Source organism: Cellulosimicrobium funkei, assembly GCF_900155925.1.
In the GTDB taxonomy this organism is placed as follows: Bacteria; Actinomycetota; Actinomycetes; order Actinomycetales; family Cellulomonadaceae; genus Cellulosimicrobium; species Cellulosimicrobium funkei.
Genome location: NZ_FTMI01000001.1, coordinates 259,166 through 284,435 on the forward strand (window position 1 = coordinate 259,166; position 25,270 = coordinate 284,435).

The window sequence follows — 25,270 nt, forward strand, 5'->3', positions numbered from 1 at the left end:
CTGCGAGACTGGGCCGGTGACCACGCCGCACCCCGACGACCGGCCCGTCGCCGGCGTCCTCCTCACGCCCGGCGCCGGAGCGAGCCGCGACCACCGCGCGCTCGTCGCGATCGACGACGCGCTGGCCGCCCTCGACCCGCCCGTGCCGGTGCGCCGCGTCGACTTCCCCTACCGGATCGCCGGCAAGCGGATGCCCGACCGGCCGCCCGTCGCGATCGCGCACGTCCGCGCCGAGGCGGAGGCCTTCGCCGCGGAGCTCGGCACCACGACGGACCGCCTCGTGCTCGGCGGCCGCTCCTACGGCGGCCGCATGTGCTCGATGGCCGTCGCCGAGGGGCTCCCCGCCGCCGGTCTGGCCCTCGTCAGCTACCCGCTGCACCCGCCGGGCAAGCCCGAGCGCCTGCGGACCGAGCACTTCCCGGACCTCCACGTGCCGGTCCTCCTCGTCTCCGGGCGCACCGACCCGTTCGCGACGCCGGACGAGCTCGCCGAGCACACCGCCGCGATCCCCGGGCCCGTCACGCGCGTCGAGCTGCCCGGCGCCCACGACCTCAAGGGGCAGGACGCGGCCGTGTGCGAGGCCGTCGTCCGGTGGCTCGCGACGCTCGAGGCCTGACCCGCCGCAGGGCGCCGCTCCGACGTTCCGACCCGCCCGCACGACTGCGTACGATGTGCCGCGGACCGCTCCCGAACGACCCGGAGGTGTTGATGCGCGCCGCTGGCCGCCTGCTCGCCCTCGCACCGCTGGCGCTGCTCGTGGTGGCCGTCGCCGCCGCACCCGCGACCGCCGTCGGCCGGGACGGCGAGAGCGGGCTCGAGGTGAGCGTCGACGGCGTCTCGTTCGACCCGGAGCGGCTCTGGTCCGAGTGGGGCGCCGTCTCCTACGCCGTGAGCGCGCCGGACGGGAGCCGCGAGCGGTACTACTCCGACTCCTACGGCCCGCGCGACTCCGCGGACGGGTTCCTGGCCTTCTCGGTGCCGTCGCGCACGTTCCCCGACGGCTACTGCGTCACGTGGGCCCAGGTGTCCGGCCTGCGGGCACAGCACGCGCGGTGGAACGGGGACGATCCCGTCTGCACGACGGCGCAGGCCGAGCCCTCCCCCACGACGGCGCCCCCGGCGCCGACCCCCGACGCCCCCGCGACCTCGGCCCCGACGGCCGAGGCGCCGCCGGCCGCGGCGGTCGTGGAGGCGCCCGTCGAGACGCCGGACGCGCCGGAGCCCGACGTCACGGAGGAGCCGACCGTCGAGCCGACGGAGGAACCGACCACGGCCGCCCCCGTCGAGCCGACGCCGACCGCCGCGCCCACGACCGCGGGCCCCGAGCCGGCGCGCGTCCCGCTCGCGTCCGTCGACCGCACGGCGCCGCCCCCGCCCGCGGGCGAGACCTTCCCGACCTTCGCCGCGGTAGGCATCGGCGGGCTCGTCGCCGCCGCGGCCGGCGGCGTGATCCTGCTCGTGCGCCGCGTGGGCTGAGGCCTCAGCGGCGGGCGGTGCCCGCCGTCGTCCAGCCGGACCGGCGCTCCCCGCTGGCCCGCGAGCACCGGGAGCGCGCGGCGCTGCTCAGCCGCTCAGGCCGCTGTCCTGTGGTCCCGGGCCTCGCGGCTGCGCACGGACCTCGGCGTGCGGACCGGCCTGGCGAAGAGCCCGAGGAGCCCGAGCACGGCGACGATCCCTCCGGCGGCCGCCGTCGTGGCCGCACAACCCAGGAGAAGGGTCACGTGCACGCGCGGCACGCCGTCTTCCGCCAGCGGGTTGTCGGAGATGACGCCCACGGTGTAGCCGGTGACGACGCCGGCGACCACCAGCACGAGGCCGAGGCCCATCAGGGTGACTGCGACGCTGCGGGACATCTCGCTCCTCGGGGTCGGGTCGTGCGACCGACGTGCATCGTGCGGCCCGTGCGCCGTCCGGCCGCCACGAGTCGGTGCTCGAGTGTCGCACCGCTCCGCGCCGCCCCCTGAGCACGACGAAGGCCCGGAACCGTGGGTTCCGGGCCTTCGTCACCGAGCCGCCTAAGGGAATCGAACCCTTGACCTATTCATTACGAGTGAATCGCTCTGCCGACTGAGCTAAGGCGGCGTGCTACGTCCCGGTCCGCTCGGCGAACCGGTGGCAACGAGCGCCTACTGTACCCAACGACCGGGCCAGATTCCAAAGCGGGCCCGAGGGCCGCCGTCGGGCGCCCTCCGCGTCAGCAGCGGAGCCCGTCCTCGGGGACTGTACCGTCCACGAGGTAGGCGTCCACGGCGTCGCTCAGGCAGTCGTTCGCGCGCCCGTACGCGGTGTGCCCCTCGCCCTCCCAGCTGACCAGGACGGCGGAGTCGAGCGTGTCGGCGAGGCCCTCGGCCCACACGTAGGGGGTGGCCGGGTCGTTGGTCGTGCCGATGACGAGGATCGGCGCGGCGCCCTTCGCGGCGAGGTCGAACTCCTGGTCGACGACGGGGTACGCCCAGCCCTCGCACGTGAGCCCACCGAACGCGAAGAAGTAGCCCATCGTCGGGGCCTCCTCCTCGAGCCGCTCGAGCTGGGCCTGCATCGCGGCCGGGTCGTCGTCCTGGCGCCCGTCGAGACAGTTCACGGCCCGGAACGCCTCGGCCGAGTTCGACGAGTACGTGCCGTCGGCGTTCCGGTCGTTGTAGAAGTCGGCGAGGTAGAGCAGGCCGTTGCCGGTGCCCTCCTCGAACGCCTCGGTGAGCGCCTGCGTGAGCACGGGCCAGCTCTGGTCGTTGTACAGCGTGACGGCGACGCCGTAGAAACCGAGGGTCTGCGTGACGCTGCGACCCGAGTCCGTCGGGAGCGGGTTCGCCTTCGCGGCGTCGAGGAGCGAGCGGATCTGGCGCATCCCCGCGTCCGTGTCGCCCTTCAGGGGGCACCCGGCTCCGGCCTGGCAGTCCTCGACGTACGCGCGCAGGGCGTTCTCGAAGCCGACGGCCTGCTGCTCGGAGATCTCGTCCGGGTCGAGCGAGGTGTCGATCGCCCCGTCGAGCACCATGCGGCCGACCTTGTCCGGGAACAGCCCGGCGTACGTGGCCCCGAGCTGCGTGCCGTAGGAGTAGCCGAGGTACGCGAGCTTCTCGTCGCCGAGGACGGCGCGCAGCATGTCCATGTCGCGCGCGGCGCTCTGGGTGTCGACCTGGCCGAGCAGCTCGCCCGTGTTCTCGGCGCACGCGTCGGCCCAGGCGCGACGGTCCTCCGCGAGCGCCTCGAGCCCCGCCTCGTCCGTGTCGAAGTCGCGCGACAGGGACTCGTCCTTCGCGGCGTCGTCGAGGCACACGACGGGCGAGGACTGCCCGACGCCGCGGGGGTCGAAGCCCACGAGGTCGTAGGCCGCGGTGACGCTCTCGCCGACGGTCGGCGCGAGCGACGCGACGAAGTCGACGCCCGACGCGCCGGGCCCGCCGGGGTTGGTGAGGAGCGAGCCGATGCGCTCGCCGGTCGCGGGCTGGCGCTTGACCGCGAGCTCGATCTCGCCCGCCGCCGGGTCCTGCCACGAGAGGGGGGCGCGCGCCGTCGTGCACTCCCAGCCGGCTCCGCAGTCCTCCCACGCGAGGGTCTGCCCGTAGAACTCCTCGAAGCCCTCCGGTCCCGTCTCGCCCGTGCCGGTCGACGACGCGGTCGGGACGTCCTCGACCGGGGTCTGCTGCTTCGGGGGCGCCGAGCACGCGCCCGCGACGAGAGCCAGCACGAGGGTCGCGGCGCAGGCCAGGGCGCGGCGAGCGGGGCGGGAGGAGGGGGACGTCGTCACCCGGACACGGTAGCCGCTCGCCCGTCGCGCGGGAGACGGCCCACCGGCGGCGGCCCGTCCTTTCACGCGCTCTTCACCGCGGGGGTCGTCACCCCGCGGTCCAGGCGAACTCGCCGGCCGCGCCCTCGGCCGGCGGCGGCACGACGACGGTCCCGCGGTCCCCGAGCACGACGCTCACGTCGGCGCCCGGGTCCACGTCGTCGGGCACCGCGACGACGGACGTCGCGGGGACGTAGTCCATGGTGCACGCGGTGTCGGCGGGGATGTCGACGAACGACACGACGACGTCGCTCCCCTCGACCGCGGCGTCGTCCTCGGCGAGCAGCGGGCACGTGCTGGACCCGAACGTCACGACGAGCAGCAGGCCCGGCTCGGCGCTCCACGCGGCGCCGGTGCCGCCCTCGGTCGGCGCGTCCGCGCCGGGCGGCAGGCCCTTGCCGTGCGCGCCCGCGACGACGTCCATCGTCGCGGCGTCGGGCAGGCCCTGCTGCTCGTCGGTGGCGTCGTCGGTCGGCTCCGTCGAGGGCTCCGTCGAGGGGTCGCCGTCGGGCTCCGTGGTCTCCTCGGTGGCGCTCGTGCCGTCACCGCCCCCGTCGGTGTCGGACGCGCACGCCCCGAGCAGGGCGACCGTGGCCGCGAGCGCGAGCGCGGCGCCGACACGTGCGGTGCGGGCGGCGGGACGGCGGGCGGGGACCATGGGGACTCCTCGGTCGGCGACGGGTGCGCGACCATCGTGGTCCGCGCCGGGACCTCGCGCGCGCCGAACCGCCGACGCGCCGCGGGATCGTGACCCGACGGTGACCCGGGGTGGGAGCATCCCCGCATGGACGCACCGCACCCGACCCGCGGCACCGAGCGGCCCCCGCTCCCCTGGGGCCTGCGCACCGACCTCCTGCGGCACGGCGACGGCGGCGACTCGAGCCGGGTCGGCTACGTGGAGCTGTTCTTCGACCTGGTGTTCGTGTTCGCGGTCACCCAGCTCTCGCACGGGCTCATCGCGCACCCCGGCGTCGAGGCGCTCGGGCACACTCTCCTGCTCGGCGTCGCCGTCTGGTGGGTGTGGGTCGACACGATGTGGGTGACGAACTGGCTCGACCCCGAGCGCCTTCCGGTGCGAGGCCTGCTCGTGGTGCTCATGCTGCTGGGCCTCGTCCTCGCGAGCGCGATCCCGGAGGCGTTCGGCGACAAGGGCCTGCTGTTCGCCGTCATGCTCGTCGCGATGCAGGTGGGGCGCAGCCTCTTCACGATGGTCGCGATGGGCCGCGTCTGGCCCGAGAACGCGGTGAACTTCGTCCGCATCACGACGTGGCTCGCGGCGTCGGGCGCGCTGTGGGTCGCGGGCGGCCTCGTCGAGGAGCACCGCCTGCTGCTGTGGGCGGTCGCGGCCGCGATCGACGTCGCCGGGCCGCGCGCGATGTTCTGGCTCCCGGGGCTCGGGGCGTCGCGCGCGAGCACGTGGGTGGTCCGCGGGGAGCACATGGCCGAACGGGTCAGCCTGTTCGTCATCATCTGCCTGGGCGAGTCGATCATCGTCACGGGCGCCGCGTTCGCCGAGCTCCCCCTCGACCTCACGACCGTCTCCGCGTTCTGCTCCGCGTTCGCGAGCACCGTGCTCATGTGGCTGCTGTTCTTCGACCGGTCCGAGCGGCGTGCCACCGAGTACTTCACGTCGCGCGCCGAGCGCGGGATGGTCGCCCAGACGGCGTACACGTACGTCCCGTTCGTCATCGTCGCCGGGATCGTGCTCACCGCCGTCGCCGACGAGCTCGTGCTCCTGCACCCGCTCGGGCACGACGGCGGTCACGCCGACGCCTGGACCGCCGGCCTCGTGTGCGGGGCGGCGGCGACGTACCTCGTGGGGAACGCGCTGTTCCGGCGCGCGACGGGCGGGCGCTGGTCGCTCCCGCACGTGCTGGGCGCCGTCGCGGTCGGCGTGCTCTTCGCCGTCCACGCGTGGCTCTCGCCGCTCGCGCTCAACTGGGTGACGGACGGCGTCCTGCTGGCGGTCATCGTGGGCGACGTCGTCCGCGCGCGGCGGGTCCCGATCCCACCGTCGGGCGCGCCGTCGGACGGGCCGTCGGACGGGCCGGGCGCGCCCGCGGGGCCTCCGCCCGGGACACCGGCCGGGACGTCGTGAGCCGCGGCACCGCGCGCCTCGCCGGGCGCGATCGTCGCGACGTCGCTACGTTCGCCCTGATGGCGCGGGGCAGCAGGCCGTCGCGTCGCGGGACCCGTCGAGAAAGGGCGTGACCGTGGACTTCTGGGACTTCTTCTGGCTCCTCGTGTGGAGCTTCTTCTTCATCGCGTACCTCATCGTGCTCTTCCAGATCATCGCGGACCTGTTCCGTGACCGGGAGCTCTCCGGGTGGTGGAAGGCAGTCTGGATCATCTTCCTCATCTTCCTGCCCGTGCTGACGTCGCTCGTCTACCTCATCGCGCGGGGGCGCGGCATGGCGGAGCGACAGGCCGCGGCCGTCGTCCAGGCGAAGCACGACACGGACGCCTACATCCGCCAGGTCGCGACGACGTCGCCGGCCGAGCAGATCTCCCACGCCAAGTCGCTCCTCGACTCGGGCGCCATCACCCCCGAGGAGTTCGCGCAGCTCAAGGCGAAGGCGCTCGCCTGACCGACCCCTCCCTCCCCCGGGCCGGGCGTACCCGCGTGCGGGTGCGCCCGGCCCGTCCCACGATCGAGACATGACCCGCTTCGGCTACACCCTCATGACCGAGCAGTCCGGCCCTCGTGCGCTCGTGGAGCACGCGGTCGACGCGGAGCGCGTCGGCTTCGACTTCGAGGTGATGAGCGACCACTACTTCCCCTGGCTCGACGCCCAGGGCCACGCCCCGTACGCGTGGTCCGTGCTCGGGGCGGTCGCCCAGGCGACCGAGCGCGTCGGCCTCATGACGTACGTGACCTGCCCCCTCCTGCGCTACCACCCCGCGGTCGTGGCGCAGAAGGCCGCGACCGTGGCGCTCCTGTCCGACGACCGCTTCACCCTCGGGCTCGGCGCCGGGGAGAACCTCAACGAGCACGTGGCGGGCGAGCGCTGGCCCGCCGTCGGCGAGCGGCACGACATGCTCGAGGAGGCGGTGGAGATCATCCGCTCGCTGCTCGACGGCGAGCGCCTCACGTTCGACGGCGTCCACTACCGCGTCGACTCCGCCAAGCTCTGGGACCTGCCCGACGAGACGGTCGAGATCGGCGTGGCGGTCTCCGGCCCGCAGTCGATCGAGCGGTTCGCCCCGCTGGCCGACCACCTCGTCACGACCGAGCCCGAGGCCGGCGTCGTGCAGCGGTGGTCCTCGGTCCGCGAGCGCGCCGAGCTCGCGCCGTCGCGCGTCGTGGGGCAGATGCCGATCTGCTGGGACCCGGACGAGGAGACCGCCGTGGCGCGCGCGCACGAGCAGTTCCGGTGGTTCGGCGGCGGCTGGCGCGTCAACGCGGACCTGCCGACGACCGAGGCGTTCGAGGCGGCGACGGCGTTCGTGCGGCCCGAGGACGTGGCCGCGTCCATCCCGTGCGGCCCCGACCTGGACGCGGTCGTCGAGGCGGCGTCCGCGTGGTGGGAGGCGGGGTTCACCGACCTCGCGCTCGTCCAGGTGGGCGAGGTCGGGCAGCGCGAGTTCCTCGAGACCGCGGCCGGGCCGCTCCTGGAGAAGCTCCGCGCGGCGGCGCCGTCGAGCTAGCGGCCGTCAGCCCTGGGGCCGCAGCGCGACGACCATCGCCTCCACGGCCAGCAGCGGCGCGACGTTGCCCTCGAGCCGCTCGCGCGCGACGCCGATCGCGTCCATGCGCCGCACCGTCTGCTCGGGCGTCGAGTCCTGCGCGAGCGCGCTCACCGTCTCGGCGAGCTCGGTGTTGACGAGCTCGACCTGCGCCCCGAGCTGGACCACGAGCACGTCGCGGTACAGCGAGAGCAGGTCGACCATCGCGCGGTCGAGCACGTCGCGCTGGTGGCGCGTCGCACGCCGCTTCTGGTCGGCCTCGAGGTCGCGGAGCTGGGAGCGCAGCCGCGGCGGGAGCGTCTCGCCGTCCGCGACGCCGAGCGCACGCAGGAGCTCGGCCTTCTCCGCGGCGTCGCGCTCCTCCGTCGCCGCCTTCGCCTCGGCCTGCGCGAGGTCCACGAGCTCTCCCGCCGCGAGCACGGCGTCGCCCACCCCGCGGACCCGCCGGGCGAGCGACAGCACGGACGTGCGGCGCTCGCGCGCGCCCGCGTCCCGCGCGAGGCGCCGGGCGAGGCCGATGTGGCTCTGGGCCGCGCGCGCCGCGACGAGTGCGACGTGCTCGTCGACGCCGTCGCGCTGCACGAGCAAGCCCGCGACGGCCTCGACCGGCGGCACCCGCAGCACGACCCCGCGGCACCGCGAGCGGATCGTCACGAGCACGTCCTGCGGGCTCGGGGCGCAGAGGATCCACACCGTGTGCGGGGCGGGCTCCTCGATCGCCTTGAGGAGGACGTTCGTGGTGCGCTCCGCCATGCGGTCGGCGTCCTCGACGACGATGACCCGGCGCCGGCCCTGCGACGGGCTGCGGCTCGCGACCGTCACCAGGTCGCGCACGTCGTCGATCTTGATGGTCACGAGCTCGGTCGCGACGAGCGTCACGTCCGGGTGCGTCCCGGCGAGCGTCGTGCGGCACGCCTGGCAGCGTCCGCAGCCGCCCTGCTCGCACTGGAGCGCGGCCGCGAACGCGCGCGCGGCGTTCGAGCGGCCGGACCCGGGCGGGCCGGTGAGCAGCCACGCGTGGGTCATCGCGGCGGGGTCGGTGGCCGCGGCACGGAGCGTCGCGACGGCCTGCTCCTGCCCGACGACGTCGTCCCAGACGCTCATGCGCGCGCGTCCCCGGCAGGCCGCGCCGGGGCGCCCGGGAGGAGGTCCGTGCCCGGCGCGTAGCCGATCGCGCTGTCCGTGTCGTCGAAGCCGTCGTCGGGCAGCGCGGCGACCGTGTCCTCGGCCTCCTCGACGACGGGCGTGAGCTCGAGCCGCGCGGCGACGTCGACCCGGATCTGCGCCTGGAGGTCGTCGACCGAGCCCGCGGCGTCGAGGACGACCCAGCGGTCCGGGTCCGACGCCGCGCGCGTGAGGAACGCCTCGCGCGTGCGGCGGTGGAACTCCGCCCCCGCGCGCTCGAGGCGGTCGTGCTGGCGGCGGATGCGACCGGCGGCGACCGCCGGGTCGAGGTCGAGCAGGATCGTCACGTCGGGCAGGAGGTCCTGCACGGCCCAGCGGGAGATGAGCTCGACCTCGTCCGCACCGAGCTCGCGCCCGCCCGCCTGGTAGGCGACCGACGAGTCGAGGTAGCGGTCCGTGACGACGATCGCGCCGCGCTCGAGCGCGGGGCGCACGAGGCTCGCGACGTGGTGCGCGCGGTCCGCGGCGTAGATGAGCGCCTCCGTGCGGGGGTCCATGTCCTGCCCGTGGAGCACCGCGGCGCGCAGCTCCTTGCCGAGCTCCGTGCCGCCCGGCTCGCGCGTCAGCACGACCTCGCGCCCCGTGAGCTCGCCGAGCCACTGCCCGAGCAGGCGCGCCTGCGTCGACTTGCCGACGCCGTCGCCGCCCTCGAAGGAGATGAAGTACCCGGGTGCGCTCACGGCGACCACCCTAGTCGCGACGTCGGACACGGGCCGGTCCCCCGGCCGCCGGTCGTGCGGGACGGCCGCAGGCGCCGGACGCGCGGGATAGCCTCGGGCCATGCCCGATCCCGTGACCACCCCCGCGACGGACCCCGCGCCCGCTCCTCTGCCCACCCCCGGCGTCGCGTTCGCCGGGCGGACGTTCCACGCCGTGCTGTTCGACATGGACGGCACCCTCATCGACTCGGTCCCGGCGGTGGACCGGAACTGGCGTCGCTGGGCCGCGGAGCACGGGCTGCCCGACGCCGAGGACTTCCAGATCCAGCACGGCACCCCCGCGCGCACGCTCATCGCGACGCTCCTGCCGGCCGACCAGGTCGAGCCCGCGTACGACCGCATCCACGAGCTGGAGCTCGAGGACAACGAGGGCGTGACGATCCTGCCGGGGACGCGCGACGCGCTCGCCGCCCTGCCCCCGCAGCGGCAGGCGATCGTCACGTCGTGCACCCGCCCCCTCGCGGCGGCGCGCATGGCCGCGTCGGGCCTCGTCGCGCCGTCGGTGGTCGTCACCGCGGACGACGTCGCCCACGGCAAGCCCGACCCGGACCCGTTCCTCCTCGGCGCGGAGCGCCTGGGCGTGGACCCGGCGCGGTGCCTCGTCGTCGAGGACGCCCCGGCCGGGGTCGCGTCCGCCCGCGCCGCGGGGTGCGCCGTGCTCGTCGTGACGGGCACGCACACGGCCGACGAGCTGGCGTCCGCGTCCCCTGCACCCGACGCGCTGGCGGCGGGTCTGGCGGCGGTGCGCTTCGCCGCAGGCCCGGACGGCATCCGGATCACGGACGCCTGACCACCCCGCCGACCCTGCGGTCGTCTCCCGTCCTCCTCCCTTGACGGGCCAACCCCCCTGCTCGGCGGGCTGCAGCGGGCTGATCCTCAGTAGACGGACGCTCGCTGGGCGGCCGCGACGACCTTCGACGCGGCGGCGTGAATCTCCGCCAGCTCGTCGAGGGTGAGGCCCGTGGCGGCGACGATCGCGGGCGGGATGCGCTCCGCGTCACGACGCCGCGCCCGTCCCTCGGGCGTGAGCGTCACGCGGACCTGGCGGCCGTCGTCGGGCGAGCGAGAACGGCGCACGTAGCCGAGGCTCTCGAGCCGCTTGAGGAGCGGCGAGAGCGTCCCGGCGTCGAGGTGCAGCCGCGCCGCGAGGTCGCCGACGGTCGACGTCGTGCCTGCCGCGTCGTCCTGCCACAGCGCGAGCAGCACGAGGTACTGCGGGTGGGTGATGCCCAGGGGCTCGAGCAGCGGCCGGTACAGGGCGACCATGCCGCGCGCGCCCGCCGAGAGCGCGAAGCAGACCTGCGCCTCGAGCGCGAGCGGGTCCGCGAACAGCGTCGCCGCGCCCGGTGCGGACGCCCCGCCGTTCTCCTCGCTCGTCATGGCGCCATGCTACCGAGGATCGCGCTATTCTTGGGACGCCAATCATTGGTGCACCAACCATCAGCGGACGAGCACCAGCCACCGGCCCCCGGGCCGGCGACGCGACACCAGCGGAGGACACCGTGGCGCGCAAGAACGACAAGCGCACGCTCGGCATGCGCATCACCGAGGGCTTCCTGCCGATCTTCGGCCCGGCACAGCTGGGGCGACAGGAGGCCGACGGCCGCGGCGTGTCCGACGCCGAGCGCGAGCGCGACCAGGAGCTGCGCACCCGCTTCGAGCGGGTCACCGGCCCCGACGGCCGCAGCTACGTCGTCGAGCACACCGACTGACGCGACGCCCGCCCGCGGGCGTCACTCCCCGGGGTAGACGACCCCGACCTGGCGACGCACCTCGTCGAGCGTGCGCATGACCTCGAGCGTCGAGTCCCACGACATGCGCGGGCTCTGCGTCTCGCCCGCGGCGACGCGGCGCGCGACCTCGGCGGCCTGGTACTGCTTGCCCTCGCCGGAGAAGCCGTCGTAGTACCAGGACGCGCCGTCGTGCCGCACGACCCGGAACGACGTCGGCGCGTAGAACGTGCCCTCGACCTCGATGCGGCCCGCGGTGCCCGAGATCACCGCCGTGTTCGCGGTGCGCGACCACAGCGTGGTCGAGAGCGTCGCCTGCGTGTCGCCGTAGCCGAGCACGATGCTCACCTGCCCGTCCACGCCCGTCTCCGTGAGTGCACCGACGGCCGTCACTGTCGACGGCGCGCCCAGCAGGTCGTGCGCGAACGACACCGGGTAGACGCCCAGGTCGAGGAGCGCGCCGCCCGCCAGCTCCGGCGCGTAGAGCCGGTGCTCGGGGTCGAACGGGAACCACTGGCCGTGGTCCGCGCTGAGGTTCACGACGTCGCCGATCTCGCCGCGCGCGATCACGCCGCGCAGCGCGGCGACGTGCGGCAGGAACCGCGTCCACATGGCTTCCATGACGAACACGCCCGCCTCGCGCGCGGCGTCGAGCACCTCGACCGCCTCGGCCTCGTTGCGCGTGAACGCCTTCTCGACGAGGACGTGCTTGCCCGCGCGGATCGCGAGCAGGGCGTGCTCGTGGTGGTGCGAGTGCGGCGTCGCGACGTACACGACGTCCACCTGCGGGTCCTCGACGAGCTCGTCGTAGCCGTGGTGCGTCGTGGGGACGCCGTGCGCGGTCGCGAAGCGCTCGGCGCGCACGCGGTCGCGCGAGCCGACCGAGGCGACGCGACCCTGCGTGTACAGGCGCACCGCCTCCGCGAACGACGACGCGATGCCGCCCGCGCCGAGGATGCCCCAGCGGATCGGGGGCGCGCTGCGCGGGTCGGGGACCGTGCCCGTCACCTCGGCGGACAGGTCGGGGAACGGGTGGACGCCGGTGGCGGCCGGGGTCTCGTCGGGGTGCGCGGCGGGCGGCGGGGCGACGGTGCTCATGCGGCCCACGCTATCGCCCTGCGCGGGCCTCGCCGCCGCTCGTCCACAGGCCGCGCGTCGGGCGCGCGAGCCACCCTCCCCCGCACGGGTGGTGCGCGCCGCCGCGCGGCACGTCACGATGGGGGCATGACGACCCCCGCGCCCCGGACCGGCACGCCGACCGACGCCGGACCCGAGCCCGAGGCACGGGCGAGCGCGCGCGACCTCGTCAAGGTCTACGGATCCGGCCCGACGGCCGTCCGCGCGCTCGACGGCGTCGACGTCGACTTCGCGCGCGGCCGGCTCACGGCGATCATGGGGCCGTCCGGGTCCGGCAAGTCGACGCTCATGCACTGCCTCGCCGGGCTGGACTCCCCGACCTCCGGCAGCGTGGTGATCGACGGGCAGGAGATCAGCCGGATGTCGCAGCGGCGGCTCACGGCTCTGCGCCGCACGCGCGTCGGGTTCGTCTTCCAGGCGTACAACCTCGTCCCGACGCTCACGGCCGCGGAGAACATCACGCTCCCGCTCGACATCGCGCGCACCCGCGTGGACCGCGACTGGTTCGACGAGGTGACGACCGCCGTCGGGCTCACCGACCGCCTGCACCACCGCCCCTCCGAGCTGTCCGGTGGGCAGCAGCAGCGCGTGGCGTGCGCGCGGGCGCTCGTGTCGCGGCCCTCGATCGTGTTCGCCGACGAGCCGACCGGCAACCTCGACTCGCGCTCCGCGGGCGAGGTGCTCACGTTCCTGCGCCGCTCCGTCGACGAGCTCGACCAGACGGTCGTCATGGTCACGCACGACCCGCGCGCGGCGTCGTACGCGCACCGCGTCGTCTTCCTCGCGGACGGTCGCCTCGCGGGCGAGCTGCACGACCCCACGCAGCAGGACATCCTCGACGCGCTCGCGCTCGCCGCGGACGACGGCGCATGATCCGCGTCGCGCTGCGGGGCGTGCGCGCGCACGTCGTGCGGTTCGTCCTGTCGGTGCTCGCCGTGACGCTCGGTGTCGCGTTCGTCGTCGGCACGTTCGCGTTCCGCGGCATGCTCTCCTCCACGTTCGACGACATCATCGCGACGACGCTCACGGCCGACGTCTACGTGCGCGGCGCGCAGGAGGTCGAGAGCGACACGTCCGGGCCCGGTGGCGGCGGCGCCGCCGGCGGGGGCGGGTTCGCGGGCGACCGCACGCTCGTCCCGGCCGACCTCGCGACGGAGGTCGAGGGGGTCGACGGCGTCGAGCGGGCCGTGGCGGACGTGTCCGGCCCCGTCGTGCTCGTCGCGGCCGACGGCACCGCCGTCGTGACCACGGGCCCGCCGAGCACGGCGTTCTCCGTCGACCCGGAGGACCCGAGCCTCACGTTGCTCGACGGCGCGTGGCCCGGCCCGGGCGAGATCGTCCTGGAGCAGAGCGCGGCCGAGACCGCTGACCTCGCCACGGGCGACGAGACCACGGTCGTGCTCGGCGGGGAGCCGCGCCCCGTGACCGTGTCCGGCGTGTTCGGCATCGAGGCCGCCGCCGCGGGTGCGGTCCTCGTCGGGATCGACGGCGACACGGCGCGCGAGGTCTACGCGCCCGACGGGCTGGTGCCCCAGATCGCGGTCTGGGCGGACGCGAGCGGACCGGTGGACGAGGACGCCCTCGCGGACCGCGTCGCGTCGGTCCTCCCGTCCGGCGCGGAGGCCGTCACGGGCGAGCAGGCGCGCGCCGAGGCGAGCGAGGCGGTCGAGGAGGTGCTCGGGTTCGTCGAGACCTTCCTGCTCGTGTTCGCCGCCATCGCGCTGTTCGTCGGCGCGTTCATCATCGCCAACACGTTCGCGATGTCGGTGCGCGAGCGCCTGCGCGAGCTCGCGCTCCTGCGCGCGCTCGGCGCGTCGCCGGGCCAGGTGTTCGCGTCGGTCCTCGTCCAGGCGCTCGTCGTCGGGCTCGTGGGTGGTGGGCTCGGCGTGCTCGCCGGGGCCGGGCTGGTGCGGGTCATCCGGTGGGGGCTCGCGCTCGCCGGCTTCGAGTTCTCCGGCCGGGTCCCGCTCGGGACCTCGCAGGTCGTGGCCGCCGTCGCGCTCGGGGCGGTCGTCAGCGTCCTCGCGGCCGTGCTGCCCGCGCGGCGGGCCGCCGCGATCCCGCCCGTGCAGGCGATGCGCGACGACGTCGCGCCCGACCGCGGCACCGGGCTGCGGGCGGTGGGCGGGGTGGTCGTCGTCGCGGCGGGCGCCGGTGTGCTGTGGCTCGCCGCGTACCTGGGATCCTCCGTCGTGGACGCGCCGACCGGCTGGGCCTGGGTCGACGACCTGAGCCCCCGCCTGCTCCTCGGCGTCGGGGCCGGGCTCGTGCTCGTGGGCGTGCTCGTCGGGTCGCCGGCCGTCGCGCGCGGCGTGCTCGCGGTGCTCGCGTGGCCGCTCGTCGTCGCGCTGCGCCCGCTCGGCCGCCTCGCGCGCGGCAACGTCACGCGCAACCCCCGCCGCACCGCGAGCACCGCGGGAGCCCTGCTCATCGGCATGGCGCTCGTGTCGGTCACGGGCGTCATCGCCGCCTCGACCCAGGCGTCGGTGCGGAGCATCGTCGAGAACGAGGTGCGGGCCGACCTCGTGGTCGACTCCGCGACGCTCGTCGTGCCCGAGGGCGCGGTCGAGGCCGTGGCCGCGACGCCGGGCGCCGCGGTCGTGGACACGGTGCGGCTCGGGTCGGCGTCGGTCGCCACGGTCGGCGGCGGCTCCGGCACGGACAGCAGCACGGCCGACGGCGCGCGCGGGACCGACGTCGCGGGCGTGCCCGCCGGGTTCTTCGACACCGCGCTCGAACCCGTGACGCTCGCCGGGGACCCGACGGCGACGCTCGAGGACGGGGACGTCGTCGTGCACCGGCGCACCGCGCGCGAGCGCGGCTGGGAGGTGGGCGACACGCTGCGGCTCGGCGAGGGCGACTCCGCCGTCGAGGCGCGCGTGGGCGCGGTGATCGACAGCCAGCTCGTGGGGACCGGCGTCCTGGTGCGCGACGACGTGTTCGACGCCGTCGTTCCGGCCGCCCAGGCGAGCGTGCGGATCGTCTACGTGTCGGCGGCCGACGGCGCGAGCCCGGCCGACGTCGAGGAGCTGCGCACCGCCCTGACGTCGGCGGTCGAGCCGTTCCTCGTCGTCACGGTGCTCGACCGGGAGCAGACCGCGTCCGCGTTCGCCGACCAGGTGAACCAGGTGCTCGTCATCCTCTACGCCCTGCTCGCGCTGTCGATCGTCATCGCGCTGCTCGGCATCGTCAACACGCTCGCGCTGTCGATCATCGAGCGCACGCGCGAGATCGGGCTGCTGCGCGCCGTCGGTCTGGGACGCCTCCAGCTCGCTGGGGTCATCGCGATCGAGTCGGTGCTCACCGCCGTCTACGGGACGGTGCTCGGCGTCGCGACGGGCATCGGCATCGGCGCCGCCCTCCCGGGCGTGCTCGCCGACGAGGGGCTGAGCACGCTCGCCGTGCCGTGGGGCCAGGTGCTCGCGATCCTCGGCGTCGCGGTCGTCATCGGGCTCGTCGCGAGCGTCTGGCCCGCGATCCGCGCCGCCCGCCTCCCGGTCCTCGACGCGGTGACCGTCGACTGACACCCCGTCTCCCGCTGAGTGCGTGAATTCGTCGCGTCCCGGAGGCCCCGGCGCGACTGTTTCACGCACTCACGGGACCGGGAGGGGGGCCGGGGCCGGGGTGCGGTAGCGGCGCAGCGGGGCGTTGCGCCACGCGACGAGCCCGACGACGGCGCTCGCCACCAGCCCGCCCGCCACCAGCGCGACGGGCGCGGACGTCAGCGACGCGAGCACTCCCCCGCGGAAGTTCCCGACCTCGGGGCCGGCGACGCCCACGACGTGCTCGACCGAGGACACGCGGCCGCGGAACTCGTCGGGCGTCTCGAGCTGCACCAGCGCGCCGCGCGTCACGACCGACACCGTGTCCGCCGCACCGGCGACCGCCAGGCACGCGAGGGCGAGCCACAGCGGCCCCGCGAGCCCGAACCCGGCGAGCGCGACGCCCCACGTCGCCGCCGCGGCGAGCTGCAGCGCGCCCGAGCGCGTCGCCCGCGTCACGGCCCCGGAGAGCAGGCCCGCGCCGATCCCTCCCACCGCGACCGCCGAGAGGAACAGGCCGAGGGTGCGGGGGTCGCCGTCGAACCGGATCTCGTTGACGAGCGGGAACAGCGAGATCGGCATGGCGAGCACGGTCGCCGCGACGTCCGTCGCGAACGCGCCGCGCAGCGTCGGCTTGCGCCACACGATCGACCACCCGCCCGCGGCCGCCCGACGGCGCGGCGCGGGCCCGGGCGGCGCGGCGGCCGGGCCCGTCGTGGCCGAGGGACCGACGGGGAGCGGGGGCAGGGGCGGGAGGCGCACGAGCCCGAGCAGCGCGACGACGGCGGCCACCGCCTGGAGGCCGTAGGCCGCGGGCAGGTCCCAGCGCGCCAGGACCAGGCCGGCGAGCGCGGGCCCGACCAGCATGGCCACCTGGAACGCGAGGTTCTGCAGCGCGAGACCCGCGGCGACCTGGTCGGGCGGCAGCAGCCGGGGCGGCACCGTCCGGCGCGCCGGCGAGCCGAGCGCGTTGCACGCCGCGCCGGCGGCGACGAGCCCGAGCAGGAACCACACCGACCGGTTCCCCGCGAGCGCCTGCGCGGCGAGACCAGCAGCGGAGAGCACCTGCCCGACCGCGGCGAGGCGCATGAGGGTGCGCCGGTCGTGGACGTCGGCGAGGTGCCCGCCCACCAGGCCGAGCGTCAGGAGCGGGACCGCCGTGGCCAGGCCGATCGTGCCCGTCCACAGCGGGCTGCGGGTGAGCTCCCAGACCTGGAGCAGCACCGCGACGTTCGCGATCTGGAACCCGAGGCCGCCCACGGCGGACCCGGCCCACAGGTCCCGGTACGCGCGGCTCGCGCGCAACGGCCGCAGGTCGAGGACGTGGTCGCGCACCTCAGCGCTCCCGCGGCGCCGGGTGGCCGGCCGCGTCGAGGCGCTCGACGAGCCGCTCGCGCAGCGAGCGACGGGCGAGCACGCGCTCCAGCTCGACGACGACCGCGCTCAGGGCGTGCGGCAGCTCGTCGTCGATCTCGGCGACGGACTCCTCGGTCGCCCGCCACTCCGCCTCGAGGAGCGGGACGAGCTCGCGCGACCGCGCCGTGAGCGCGACGCGGCGCGTGCGGGCGTCCGCGCCCGGCGCGGTCTCGACGAGGCCCTCGCGCCGCATCGCCGTGACCGTCTGGCTCATCGCCGAGTGCGTGCGGCCGAGCGAGGCGGCGAGCTCCCGGATGGTCAGGGGGCCGGTGTGCGCGAGCCGGATGAGCGGGTAGACGAACCGCGGGCGCACCCCCACGATCCCGCGGTCGGCGTAGACGGTCTCGATCTCGTCGTCGAGGCGTCGGAGCACGGCGTGCAGGGAGTCCCACCGGCCGGGGACCGTGGTCGGGTCCGGAGAAGTCATAGCACTGTTATAACAGCACTCATGCGATCGTCGGTTGGCTGCCCGGGAACGACTAGGTTGCCTCCCTAAGTAGATAGCCGTACTGTCTAGCCCATGACGTTCGACGAGCGGCTCGACCGCGAGCTCCTGCGCGGCGTGCTGCCGCTGTGCGTGCTCGCGGTCGTCGCGACCCACGGCCCCACCTACGGCTACGCGATCACGCGGTCGCTCGCCGACGCGGGCCTCGGCACCGTGAAGGGCGGCACGCTCTACCCGCTGCTGCAGCGGCTGGAGGACGACGGCCTCGTCACGACCTCCTGGCACCAGGGCGAGCGCGGGCCGAGCCGTCGGTACTACGCCGTCACGGACCAGGGTCGCGTCGCGCTCGCCGACGCGACCTCCCGCTGGGACGCCGTGACGACGGCGGCGACCACCCTCGTCGCCGGCGCGTCCGGCGCGCCCTCGCCGGACGGCGCGATCCCGGCCGACGCACCCCCTCCCGATCCCACCCCGACAAGGACCCCCCGATGAGCGACACGACCCGCTACACGATCGAGCGCCGCCACGCGCCGCACGTCGACCCGCGCTGGGCCGAGGCGCTCCTGCTGGAGCTGCGGCTCCAGGGCGTCGCCGGAGCGCGCATCGGCGCGGTGCTCGCCGAGGTGGACGCGCACGTCGTCGACTCCGGCGAGACCGCGCAGGAGGCGTTCGGCGATCCCGTGGCGTACGCGCGCTCGCTCGACCTGCCCGAGGACCCCGCGCAGTCGAGCTCCTCGATCGGGCGGACGGTCGCCGCCTCCGCCGTGCAGACGGTCGGGATGCTCGGCGTGCTGTGGTCGCTGCGACCCGCCCTCGACGGCGGCGCCCTCGTCGTCCCGGCCGGGATGCTGCTCGTCCTCGTCGCCGCGCTCGCAGGCTTCGTCGGGCTGTGGCGCGCCGGCGACCGGCTGCTGCGTGCCGCGCTCGCCCACCCCGTGCTGACCGTCCTCGGGAACATGGTCGTGACGGCTGCCCTCGTGGCCGTCGCGGTCACGCTGCGCTCCCCGGTCGCGAGCCTCCCCGCGGTCCCGGTCCTGGTCGCGGCCGCCGTCGCGCTCGTCGTGGGGACCGTCTGGGGCCTGCGCGAGCAGGGCTCGGGCGACCCCGTCGTCGACCCTCTCGACGACGCACCGCAAGCCCGCACCGACCGCACCGGGCGCTGGGGCGTGCTGCTCCTGCCCGCGGTGACGCTGGTGCTCGGGACGGTCACGGTGCTCGTCCGCTGAGCCCGGAGGGGACCTAGGTCACGCGACCCGGCGTCCCGGTGGTGGTCCCCGGGGACGCGTGACACGGTGGGGATGGCCGGCGGGCACCGGCCTCGCACGGCTGCGGCGCGCCCGACGGCGACCCACCGACCCCACAGGAGGCCACGATGTCCGAGGTTCCCGTCCGCACGCTCATCAGCCCGCTGCGCTACGTCCAGGCCCGCGGTGCGCTCACGCGGCTCGGCGAGTTCGTCCGACCGATCGGCACGAAGCCGCTGCTCGTCGCCGACGACGTCGTGTGGGGCATCGTCCAGGACACCGTCGCGGTGTCCTTCCAGGAGCAGGACCTCCCCCGCCACCGCACGGGGTTCGGCACCTACGCCACCGCCGCGGAGGTCGACCGGCTCGCGCGCGAGATCGACGAGCTCGGCGCCGACGTGATCGTCGGCATCGGCGGCGGCTCGACCATCGACGCGGTGAAGGCCGCGGGCCACCTGCGCGGCATCCGCTGGGTGTCCGTGCCGACCGTCGCGTCCACCGACGCCCCGTGCTCCGCCCTGTCCGTGATCTACACCGAGGACGGCGCGTTCGAGGAGTACCGGTTCTTCCCGCACAACCCGGACCTCGTGCTCGTCGACACGGGCCTCGTCGCGAACGCGCCCGTGAAGTTCCTCGTCGCCGGCGTCGGCGACGCGCTCGCGACGTGGATCGAGGCGCGCGCCGTCGCCGAGGCGAACGCGTCGACCATGGCCGGCGGCCTCCCCCTCGTCACGGGCACGGCGCTCGCGCAGCTCTCGTGGGACATCCTCTGGGAGAACGCGCTGCCCGCGATCGACGCGGTGAAGAACCACCTCGTGACGCCCGCGGTCGAGAAGGTCGTCGAGGCGAACACGCTGCTGTCCGGGCTGGGCTTCGAGTCCGGCGGCCTCGCCGCGGCGCACGCGATCCACAACGGCCTCACCGCCGCGCCCCAGACGCACGGCCTCACGCACGGCCAGAAGGTGAACATCGGCTCCGTGACGCAGCTCGTCCTGGAGGGCGCGCCGACCGAGGAGATCGAGGAGTTCGTGCGCTTCACCACGCGCGTCGGTCTGCCGAACACGCTCACCGAGATCGGCCTGACCACCGACGACGTGCACGACCTCACGCGCGTCGCGGAGGCCGCCACCGCGGAGGGCGAGACGATCCACGCCATGCCGTTCCCCGTGCGCGTGCCGGAGCTCGTCGACGCCCTGCGCTCCATCGAGGGCTTCTCCCGCCGCGTCCGCGCCGAGGCGGGCCTCCCCGAGCCGGTCAAGCACACCGCGCACTGACCGTTCCCACCGCCCCGGGCCCCGCCGTCGCCGGAGGGGCCCGGCCCGGGATGGGCCGACCGGGCGGTCCCACCCCCTCGAGCAGGTCGACCTGGCGCGTCCGGCAGCCCGGACGCGCCACGATCACCTGGTCGGCCGACGGCTGACGGGGCTGACCGCGGCTACTTCTTGGCGGCCGTCTTCTTGGCAGGGGCCTTCTTCGCGGCCGGCTTGCGGGCCGTGGTGCGCTTCTTCGCCGGGCCCTGCGCGCGCTTCTCCGCGAGGAGCTCGATCGCTTGCTCGGGCGTGATCGACTCGGGCGTGACGTCGCGGGGCAGGGTGCGGTTCGTCTCGCCGTCGGTGACATACGCGCCGAACCGGCCGTCCTTGACGACGATCGGCTTGCCGCTGTTCGGGTCGTCACCGAGCTCGCGCAGCGGCGGCGTCGCGGCACGCTGGCCGCGCCCGCGCTTGGGCTGCTTGTACAGCTCGAGCGCCTCGTCGAGGGTGACGGTGAACATCGACTCCTCGTCGGGCAGCGACCGCGAGTCGGTGCCCTTCTTGAGGTAGGGGCCGTAGCGGCCGTTCTGCGCCGTGATCTCCTCGCCCGACTCCGGGTCCGTCCCGACGACGCGCGGCAGCGACAGCAGGCGCAGCGCGTCGTCGATCGTGATCGTGTCGAGCGACTGCGTCTTGAGCAGCGACGCCGTGCGCGGCTTGGGCTGCGCGGCCTTCGCCTTCTTCTGCGCGGCGGCCGAGAGGCTCGTGTCGATCGGCGGGAGGTCGAGCACCTCGGTCACGTACGGGCCGTAGCGGCCGGCCTTCGCGATGATCTCGTTGCCGGACACCGGGTCGGTGCCGAGCACCTTGCCGTCGTCGGCGCCCGCGGCGAGCAGCTCGCGCGCCTTGGCGACGGTCAGCTCGTCGGGGGCGACGTCGTCGGGCACGGACGCGCGCGGCGGGTTCTCGCCCTCCTTGACGGGGACGGAGAGGTCCTCCACGTAGGGCCCGTAGCGCCCGACGCGGAGCTGGATGCCCTCGCCGATCGGCACCGAGTTGATGCCGCGCGCGTCGATGTCGCCGAGGTTCGCGACGAGGTCGCGCAGGCCCTCGGCGTCCTCGCCCTTCGCGGCGTCGCCGAAGTAGAACTCGGTGAGCCACGCGACGCGGTCGCGGCGACCGGCGGCGATCTCGTCGAGATCGGCCTCCATGCGCGCGGTGAAGTCGTAGTCGACGAGCCGGTCGAAGTGCTCCTCGAGCAGCCGCACGACGGCGAACGCGAGCCAGCTCGGCACGAGCGCCTGCCCGCGCGAGAGCACGTACCCGCGGTCCTGGATCGTCGAGATCGTCGAGGCGTACGTCGACGGCCGCCCGATCCCGAGCTCCTCGAGCGCCTTGACGAGGCTGGCCTCGGTGTACCGGGGCGGCGCGGACGTGGAGTGCCCGTCGGCGGTGAGGTCGTCGGCGCGCAGGGCGTCGCCCTCGCTCATCTGCGGCAGGCGCGCCTCGTCACCGCCCTTGGCCCCGACGACGGGCGCGTCCTCGGCGTAGCGGTCGACGTCCGAGCTCTCCTCGTACGCGGCGAGGAAGCCGCGGAACGTGATGACGGTGCCCGACGCGGCGAACACCGCGTCGCGGCCCGCGACGTCGCCCGCGGCGGCCGAGAGGGTCGCGCCGAGGCGGACGGACGCCGTCGACCCCTTCGCGTCCGCCATCTGCGACGCGACGGTGCGCTTCCACACGAGCTCGTAGAGCTTGAACTGGTCGTCGCTCAGCTCGCGCTTGACCTGCGCGGGCGTGCGGAACGAGTCGCCCGCGGGGCGGATCGCCTCGTGCGCCTCCTGCGCGCCCTGGTTCTTCGCGGCGTAGACGCGCGGCTTCTCCGGGACGAACTCGGGGCCGTACAGCTCGGCCGCCTGGCGGCGGGCCGCCGTCGTGGCCTCGGCCGACAGCGACGGCGAGTCCGTACGCATGTAGGTGATGTAGCCGTTCTCGTACAGCGACTGCGCGGTGCGCATGGCCTGGCGCGACGACATGCGCAGCTTGCGGCTCGCCTCCTGCTGGAGGGTCGACGTCGTGAACGGCGCCGCGGGACGGCGCGTGTACGGCTTGGTCTCGAGCGAGCGCACCGCGAACGCCGCGTCCGCGAGGCCGGTCACGACGGCGCGCGCCGTCGTCTCGTCGAGGTGCGCGACGCCGTCGCGCGCCGCCGCAGGCTTGAGCTGCCCGCGGTCGTCGAAGTCGCGGCCTGAGGCGACGCGCGCGTCGCCGAGCTGCACCAGCCGGGCGCCGAACGCCTTGCCCGCGTCCGGTGCCGACGCGTCCGCGTGCTCGAAGGTGCCCGTGACGTCCCAGTACTCGGCGGGGACGAACGCCATGCGCTCGCGCTCGCGCTCGACGACGAGGCGCGTCGCGACCGACTGCACGCGGCCGGCCGAGAGCCCCTGGGCGATCTTGCGCCACAGCACGGGCGAGACCTCGTAGCCGTAGAGGCGGTCGAGGATGCGGCGGGTCTCCTGCGCGTCGACGAGGTGCTCGTCGAGGTCGCGCGTGTTCTGCAGCGCCCGCTGGATGGCCTCGCGCGTGATCTCGTGGAAGACCATGCGCTTGACCGGGACCTTGGGCTTGAGCGCCTCGAGGAGGTGCCACGCGATGGCCTCGCCCTCGCGGTCCTCGTCGGTCGCGAGGTAGAGCTCGTCGGCGTCCTTGAGCGCGCGCTTGAGCTCGGCGACCTTCTTCTTCTTGTCCGCGTAGACCTCGTAGTACGGGTCGAAGCCGTGGTCGACGTCGACCGCGAACTTCCCGTACGGGCCCTTCTTCATGTCCGCGGGCAGCTCGGACGGCTGCGGCAGGTCGCGGATGTGCCCGACGCTCGCCTCGACCTCGTAGTCGTCGCCGAGGTAGCCCTGGATCTTGCGAGCCTTGGCGGGCGACTCGACGATCACGAGCTTGCGTGGCATCCGATCCTGCTTTCGTCCGTGCGTACGTGTCCGTGGCGGGCGCTCCCTGCCCGACGGCGGCGGGCCCCGCCGGGGCCCCGGCGACCCGGACGACCGTCCGGTCGCCCGCCGTGGCAGCCTACGACGTTACTCCCGTCGCGCCAGCCGCACGCACCCTACCCCCGAACGGGACGCGGGTCGGGGCGGGCTGTGGACTGCCGGACCAGGAGCAGCACCGCGAACGCCGCGGCCGTCACCGCCAGCACGCCCGCGACGCCGCCCGCGTAGGCCGTCATCTCCTGCGCCGCCGTCGTGCCCCACGTCGCGGGCGTCGCGCGCAGCGCGAGCAGCGCCCCGACGCCCGCCGCGGCCGCGCCGAGCAGGAGGAGCACAGCCGTGACGGTGGAGCCGGGCGTGGGCCCGGCGCCCGGGTCGAGCGACGACCTCGGCGTGAAGACGCACACGAGCGAGGCCCACGCGAGGACGACGAGGACGGCGGCGACGACGTCGCTCGGGCGGTGCCACTGGCCGACCAGGGTCGAGACCCCGGTGGCCGCGGTGTACGCGCCCCCGAGGACGGCGACGAGCGGCCGCGCCCCGCGCGGCACGACGAGCAGCAGCGCGGCCGCGACCGACCCCGCGACGGTGGTGTGGCCGCTGGGCAGCGAGTTCTCCCAGTGCCAGCCGCCGATGAGCTCCTCGCGGCCGAGGAGGGAGTGCTTGACGAGCTGCGTCGTGACGTTCGCGCCGACGACGAGGAACGCGACCTGCACCGCGAGCCCCCAGCGGCGGCGCAGGAGCGCGATGCCCATCGCGGCGCCCAGGCCGCCGACCACGAACGCGACCGAGACCGTGTCGAGCACGGGTTCGGCGACCGCCCAGAGCTCTCCCTGGCCGGTCACGGCGCCGTCGAACGCGGCCCGCTCGAGCATCTGCCCGGCGAACGTGTCGACGAAGAACCGCCACACGAGCCACGCCCCCGCGACCGCGAGCAGCGCGACGACGGCCGCGACCACGCGCGAGCCGGTGCTCGGTCCGTCGGGACCCGGGACGGCGTGCGCGTGCGGCGCCCGGCGCGGCGCCGGGGCGGAGGGACCGCCCGCGGCGGCCTGCGGGACGGGCGGGTACGGGTTCCCGGCGGAAGGCGCTGCGGCGGGGCCCGCGGGGGGCACTGCGGCGGGCGGCGGCGCGGCCGCCGGTCCGGGCGTGGGCGGCATCGGCTGCGTCGCCGGGAGCGGCCGCGTACCCGCCCCGCCGCTGGTCGGCAGCGGCCGGGTCGGGGCGTGGTCGGAAGGCATCCCACCACCGTAGAGGACGCGTGTGCGCATTCGGGGAAGACGGCGGGAAGAGCTGCGGGCGCTGCCCCGGACCGGTCCGGGGCAGCGCCCGCCCGTCCGGGCCGAGTGGCCCGGGCACGGCGTCACGGGCCGCCAGTAGGGTGACGGCATGACCGACGCCTCCCCCGCGCCGAGCGCCCCCGGCGACGCCGACGCGAGCGACTCCGCGTCCTCCCGGAGCCCGCGCCCCCGGAGCCCGCGGCCCCGGCGCCCGCGCCCCGGGACCGCCGAGCGGAGGGAGGAGATCCTGCGCGCGGCGATGCGCGTCTTCGGGTCGCGGGGCTACCACCAGGGGTCGCTCGCCGAGGTCGCCGAGCAGGTGGGCATCACGCACGCCGGCGTGCTGCACCACTTCGGGTCCAAGGAGCGCCTGCTCACCGAGGTCCTCGCGTCCCGCGACCGCGACGGTGTCGCGCACCTGGAGGGGCAGCACATGCCGGGCGGGCTCGACCTGTTCCGACACCTCGTCGCGACCGCCGCCGCGAACGCCGAGCGCCCCGGGATCGTGCAGACCTACACGGTCCTCGCCGGCGAGGCCGTCACGGACGACCATCCCGCCCGCGCGTGGGTCACCGCGCGCTTCGCCGGGCTGCGCGCCGACGTCGCCGGTGCGCTCCGCGAGGTCGTCGAGGAGCGGCGGGCCGCGGGCGACGAGACGGCCGCCGTGCCGGACGACCGCGCGCTCGACCTCGCCGCCTCGACGATCATCGCCGCGATGGACGGCCTCCAGACCCAGTGGCTCCTCGACCCCGCCGCCGTCGACCTCGCGGAGGCGACCGCGTTCGCGATCGAGGCCGTCCTCGCCGCGACCCTGGCGGGCGCCCGCCGCCCCCGCCCGCTCGCCTGACG

At 75.4% G+C, this 25,270-nt stretch carries 24 protein-coding genes and 1 tRNA gene; 13 read left to right on the top strand and 12 right to left on the bottom strand.

Annotated elements, in window-relative coordinates:
• The first annotated feature begins 16 nt into the window (after positions 1-16).
• Both BXA05_RS01050 and BXA05_RS01055 read left to right on the top strand, forming a co-directional pair.
• A complete protein-coding gene (locus BXA05_RS01050) occupies positions 17-616 on the top strand; it encodes an alpha/beta hydrolase family protein (RefSeq protein ID WP_076403403.1) in 600 nt (199 codons plus the stop codon).
• Positions 617-708: 92 nt separating this feature from the next.
• A complete protein-coding gene (locus BXA05_RS01055; protein ID WP_061266606.1) occupies positions 709-1,476 on the top strand; it encodes a hypothetical protein in 768 nt (255 codons plus the stop codon).
• Between the two features lie 95 nt (positions 1,477-1,571).
• Here the strand turns inward: BXA05_RS01055 and BXA05_RS01060 are convergent, their stop codons facing one another.
• The 4 genes from BXA05_RS01060 to BXA05_RS01075 all read right to left on the bottom strand — a co-directional run bounded on the left by BXA05_RS01060 (position 1,572) and on the right by BXA05_RS01075 (position 4,445).
• Positions 1,572-1,853: a hypothetical protein gene (locus tag BXA05_RS01060; RefSeq protein WP_076403409.1), complete on the bottom strand. Its 282-nt coding sequence runs from the start codon at positions 1,851-1,853 to the stop codon at positions 1,572-1,574.
• 156 nt (positions 1,854-2,009) lie between these two features.
• A tRNA-Thr gene (locus BXA05_RS01065) sits at positions 2,010-2,082 on the bottom strand.
• 112 nt (positions 2,083-2,194) lie between these two features.
• Positions 2,195-3,748 (bottom strand): alpha/beta hydrolase, encoded by a 1,554-nt coding sequence (locus tag BXA05_RS01070; RefSeq protein ID WP_076403412.1) that lies wholly within the window; start codon positions 3,746-3,748, stop codon positions 2,195-2,197.
• Positions 3,749-3,836: 88 nt separating this feature from the next.
• Complete coding sequence (locus tag BXA05_RS01075; RefSeq protein ID WP_076403414.1) at positions 3,837-4,445, bottom strand: hypothetical protein; 609 nt, start codon at positions 4,443-4,445, stop codon at positions 3,837-3,839.
• Positions 4,446-4,571: 126 nt separating this feature from the next.
• On the opposite strand from BXA05_RS01075, the gene BXA05_RS01080 reads away from it, so the two are divergent.
• The 3 genes from BXA05_RS01080 to BXA05_RS01090 all read left to right on the top strand — a co-directional run bounded on the left by BXA05_RS01080 (position 4,572) and on the right by BXA05_RS01090 (position 7,435).
• Entirely contained in the window at positions 4,572-5,885 is a 1,314-nt protein-coding gene (locus BXA05_RS01080) for a low temperature requirement protein A (RefSeq protein WP_083711209.1), read from the top strand.
• A 109-nt stretch (positions 5,886-5,994) separates the two neighbouring features.
• Complete coding sequence (locus BXA05_RS01085) at positions 5,995-6,375, top strand: SHOCT domain-containing protein (protein ID WP_051027601.1); 381 nt, start codon at positions 5,995-5,997, stop codon at positions 6,373-6,375.
• Positions 6,376-6,445: 70 nt separating this feature from the next.
• On the top strand, positions 6,446-7,435 hold the full coding sequence (locus BXA05_RS01090) for a TIGR03557 family F420-dependent LLM class oxidoreductase (RefSeq protein ID WP_021483001.1): 990 nt from the start codon (positions 6,446-6,448) through the stop codon (positions 7,433-7,435).
• A 6-nt stretch (positions 7,436-7,441) separates the two neighbouring features.
• Here BXA05_RS01090 and BXA05_RS01095 read toward each other — a convergent pair whose 3' ends face one another.
• Together BXA05_RS01095 and tmk are read right to left on the bottom strand one after the other, a co-directional pair.
• Positions 7,442-8,578 (bottom strand): DNA polymerase III subunit delta', encoded by a 1,137-nt coding sequence (locus BXA05_RS01095; RefSeq protein WP_061266602.1) that lies wholly within the window; start codon positions 8,576-8,578, stop codon positions 7,442-7,444.
• The gene (tmk, locus tag BXA05_RS01100) at positions 8,575-9,339 is read right to left on the bottom strand and encodes a dTMP kinase (protein WP_083385458.1); all 765 of its coding nucleotides are present in this window, start codon (positions 9,337-9,339) and stop codon (positions 8,575-8,577) included. The genes BXA05_RS01095 and tmk overlap by 4 nt, the downstream gene beginning before the upstream one ends.
• A gap of 100 nt (positions 9,340-9,439) precedes the next feature.
• On the opposite strand from tmk, the gene BXA05_RS01105 reads away from it, so the two are divergent.
• On the top strand, positions 9,440-10,168 hold the full coding sequence (locus tag BXA05_RS01105) for an HAD-IA family hydrolase (RefSeq protein ID WP_083711210.1): 729 nt from the start codon (positions 9,440-9,442) through the stop codon (positions 10,166-10,168).
• An 86-nt stretch (positions 10,169-10,254) separates the two neighbouring features.
• Here BXA05_RS01105 and BXA05_RS01110 read toward each other — a convergent pair whose 3' ends face one another.
• Entirely contained in the window at positions 10,255-10,758 is a 504-nt protein-coding gene (locus tag BXA05_RS01110) for a MarR family winged helix-turn-helix transcriptional regulator (RefSeq protein ID WP_051027593.1), read from the bottom strand.
• A gap of 122 nt (positions 10,759-10,880) precedes the next feature.
• On the opposite strand from BXA05_RS01110, the gene BXA05_RS01115 reads away from it, so the two are divergent.
• Complete coding sequence (locus BXA05_RS01115; protein ID WP_021482922.1) at positions 10,881-11,090, top strand: hypothetical protein; 210 nt, start codon at positions 10,881-10,883, stop codon at positions 11,088-11,090.
• 21 nt (positions 11,091-11,111) lie between these two features.
• Here the strand turns inward: BXA05_RS01115 and BXA05_RS01120 are convergent, their stop codons facing one another.
• Positions 11,112-12,206: a Gfo/Idh/MocA family protein gene (locus tag BXA05_RS01120; protein WP_083711397.1), complete on the bottom strand. Its 1,095-nt coding sequence runs from the start codon at positions 12,204-12,206 to the stop codon at positions 11,112-11,114.
• A gap of 126 nt (positions 12,207-12,332) precedes the next feature.
• Between BXA05_RS01120 and BXA05_RS01125 the strand changes: the two genes are divergently transcribed.
• Positions 12,333-13,118, top strand: a complete 786-nt coding sequence (locus BXA05_RS01125) for an ABC transporter ATP-binding protein (protein WP_061266601.1) — start codon at positions 12,333-12,335, stop codon at positions 13,116-13,118.
• On the top strand, positions 13,115-15,769 hold the full coding sequence (locus BXA05_RS01130; RefSeq protein ID WP_076403417.1) for an ABC transporter permease: 2,655 nt from the start codon (positions 13,115-13,117) through the stop codon (positions 15,767-15,769). Before BXA05_RS01125 ends, BXA05_RS01130 begins: the two co-directional genes overlap by 4 nt.
• Before the next feature lie 69 nt (positions 15,770-15,838).
• Here the strand turns inward: BXA05_RS01130 and BXA05_RS01135 are convergent, their stop codons facing one another.
• Together BXA05_RS01135 and BXA05_RS01140 are read right to left on the bottom strand one after the other, a co-directional pair.
• Positions 15,839-17,122: an MFS transporter gene (locus BXA05_RS01135; RefSeq protein WP_076403420.1), complete on the bottom strand. Its 1,284-nt coding sequence runs from the start codon at positions 17,120-17,122 to the stop codon at positions 15,839-15,841.
• A gap of 1 nt (position 17,123) precedes the next feature.
• Positions 17,124-17,630 carry a MarR family winged helix-turn-helix transcriptional regulator gene (locus BXA05_RS01140; protein WP_076403422.1) on the bottom strand — a complete coding sequence of 169 codons (507 nt, stop codon included), beginning with the start codon at positions 17,628-17,630 and terminating at the stop codon, positions 17,124-17,126.
• A 93-nt stretch (positions 17,631-17,723) separates the two neighbouring features.
• Here BXA05_RS01140 and BXA05_RS01145 point away from each other — a divergent pair, with 93 nt between their 5' ends.
• The 3 genes from BXA05_RS01145 to BXA05_RS01155 all read left to right on the top strand — a co-directional run bounded on the left by BXA05_RS01145 (position 17,724) and on the right by BXA05_RS01155 (position 20,166).
• Entirely contained in the window at positions 17,724-18,140 is a 417-nt protein-coding gene (locus BXA05_RS01145) for a PadR family transcriptional regulator (protein WP_076403424.1), read from the top strand.
• Positions 18,137-18,874 (top strand): hypothetical protein, encoded by a 738-nt coding sequence (locus BXA05_RS01150; RefSeq protein ID WP_076403426.1) that lies wholly within the window; start codon positions 18,137-18,139, stop codon positions 18,872-18,874. The genes BXA05_RS01145 and BXA05_RS01150 overlap by 4 nt, the downstream gene beginning before the upstream one ends.
• A 146-nt stretch (positions 18,875-19,020) precedes the next feature.
• Positions 19,021-20,166: a glycerol dehydrogenase gene (locus BXA05_RS01155; protein ID WP_076403428.1), complete on the top strand. Its 1,146-nt coding sequence runs from the start codon at positions 19,021-19,023 to the stop codon at positions 20,164-20,166.
• Positions 20,167-20,327: 161 nt separating this feature from the next.
• On the opposite strand, the gene topA is transcribed toward BXA05_RS01155, so the two are convergent.
• Both topA and BXA05_RS01165 read right to left on the bottom strand, forming a co-directional pair.
• Positions 20,328-23,105, bottom strand: a complete 2,778-nt coding sequence (gene topA / locus BXA05_RS01160; protein ID WP_076403430.1) for a type I DNA topoisomerase — start codon at positions 23,103-23,105, stop codon at positions 20,328-20,330.
• 155 nt (positions 23,106-23,260) lie between these two features.
• Entirely contained in the window at positions 23,261-24,382 is a 1,122-nt protein-coding gene (locus BXA05_RS01165) for a phosphatase PAP2 family protein (protein WP_244550355.1), read from the bottom strand.
• Positions 24,383-24,530: 148 nt separating this feature from the next.
• Between BXA05_RS01165 and BXA05_RS01170 the strand changes: the two genes are divergently transcribed.
• Complete coding sequence (locus BXA05_RS01170) at positions 24,531-25,268, top strand: TetR/AcrR family transcriptional regulator (protein ID WP_083711212.1); 738 nt, start codon at positions 24,531-24,533, stop codon at positions 25,266-25,268.
• Positions 25,269-25,270 lie beyond the last annotated feature (2 nt).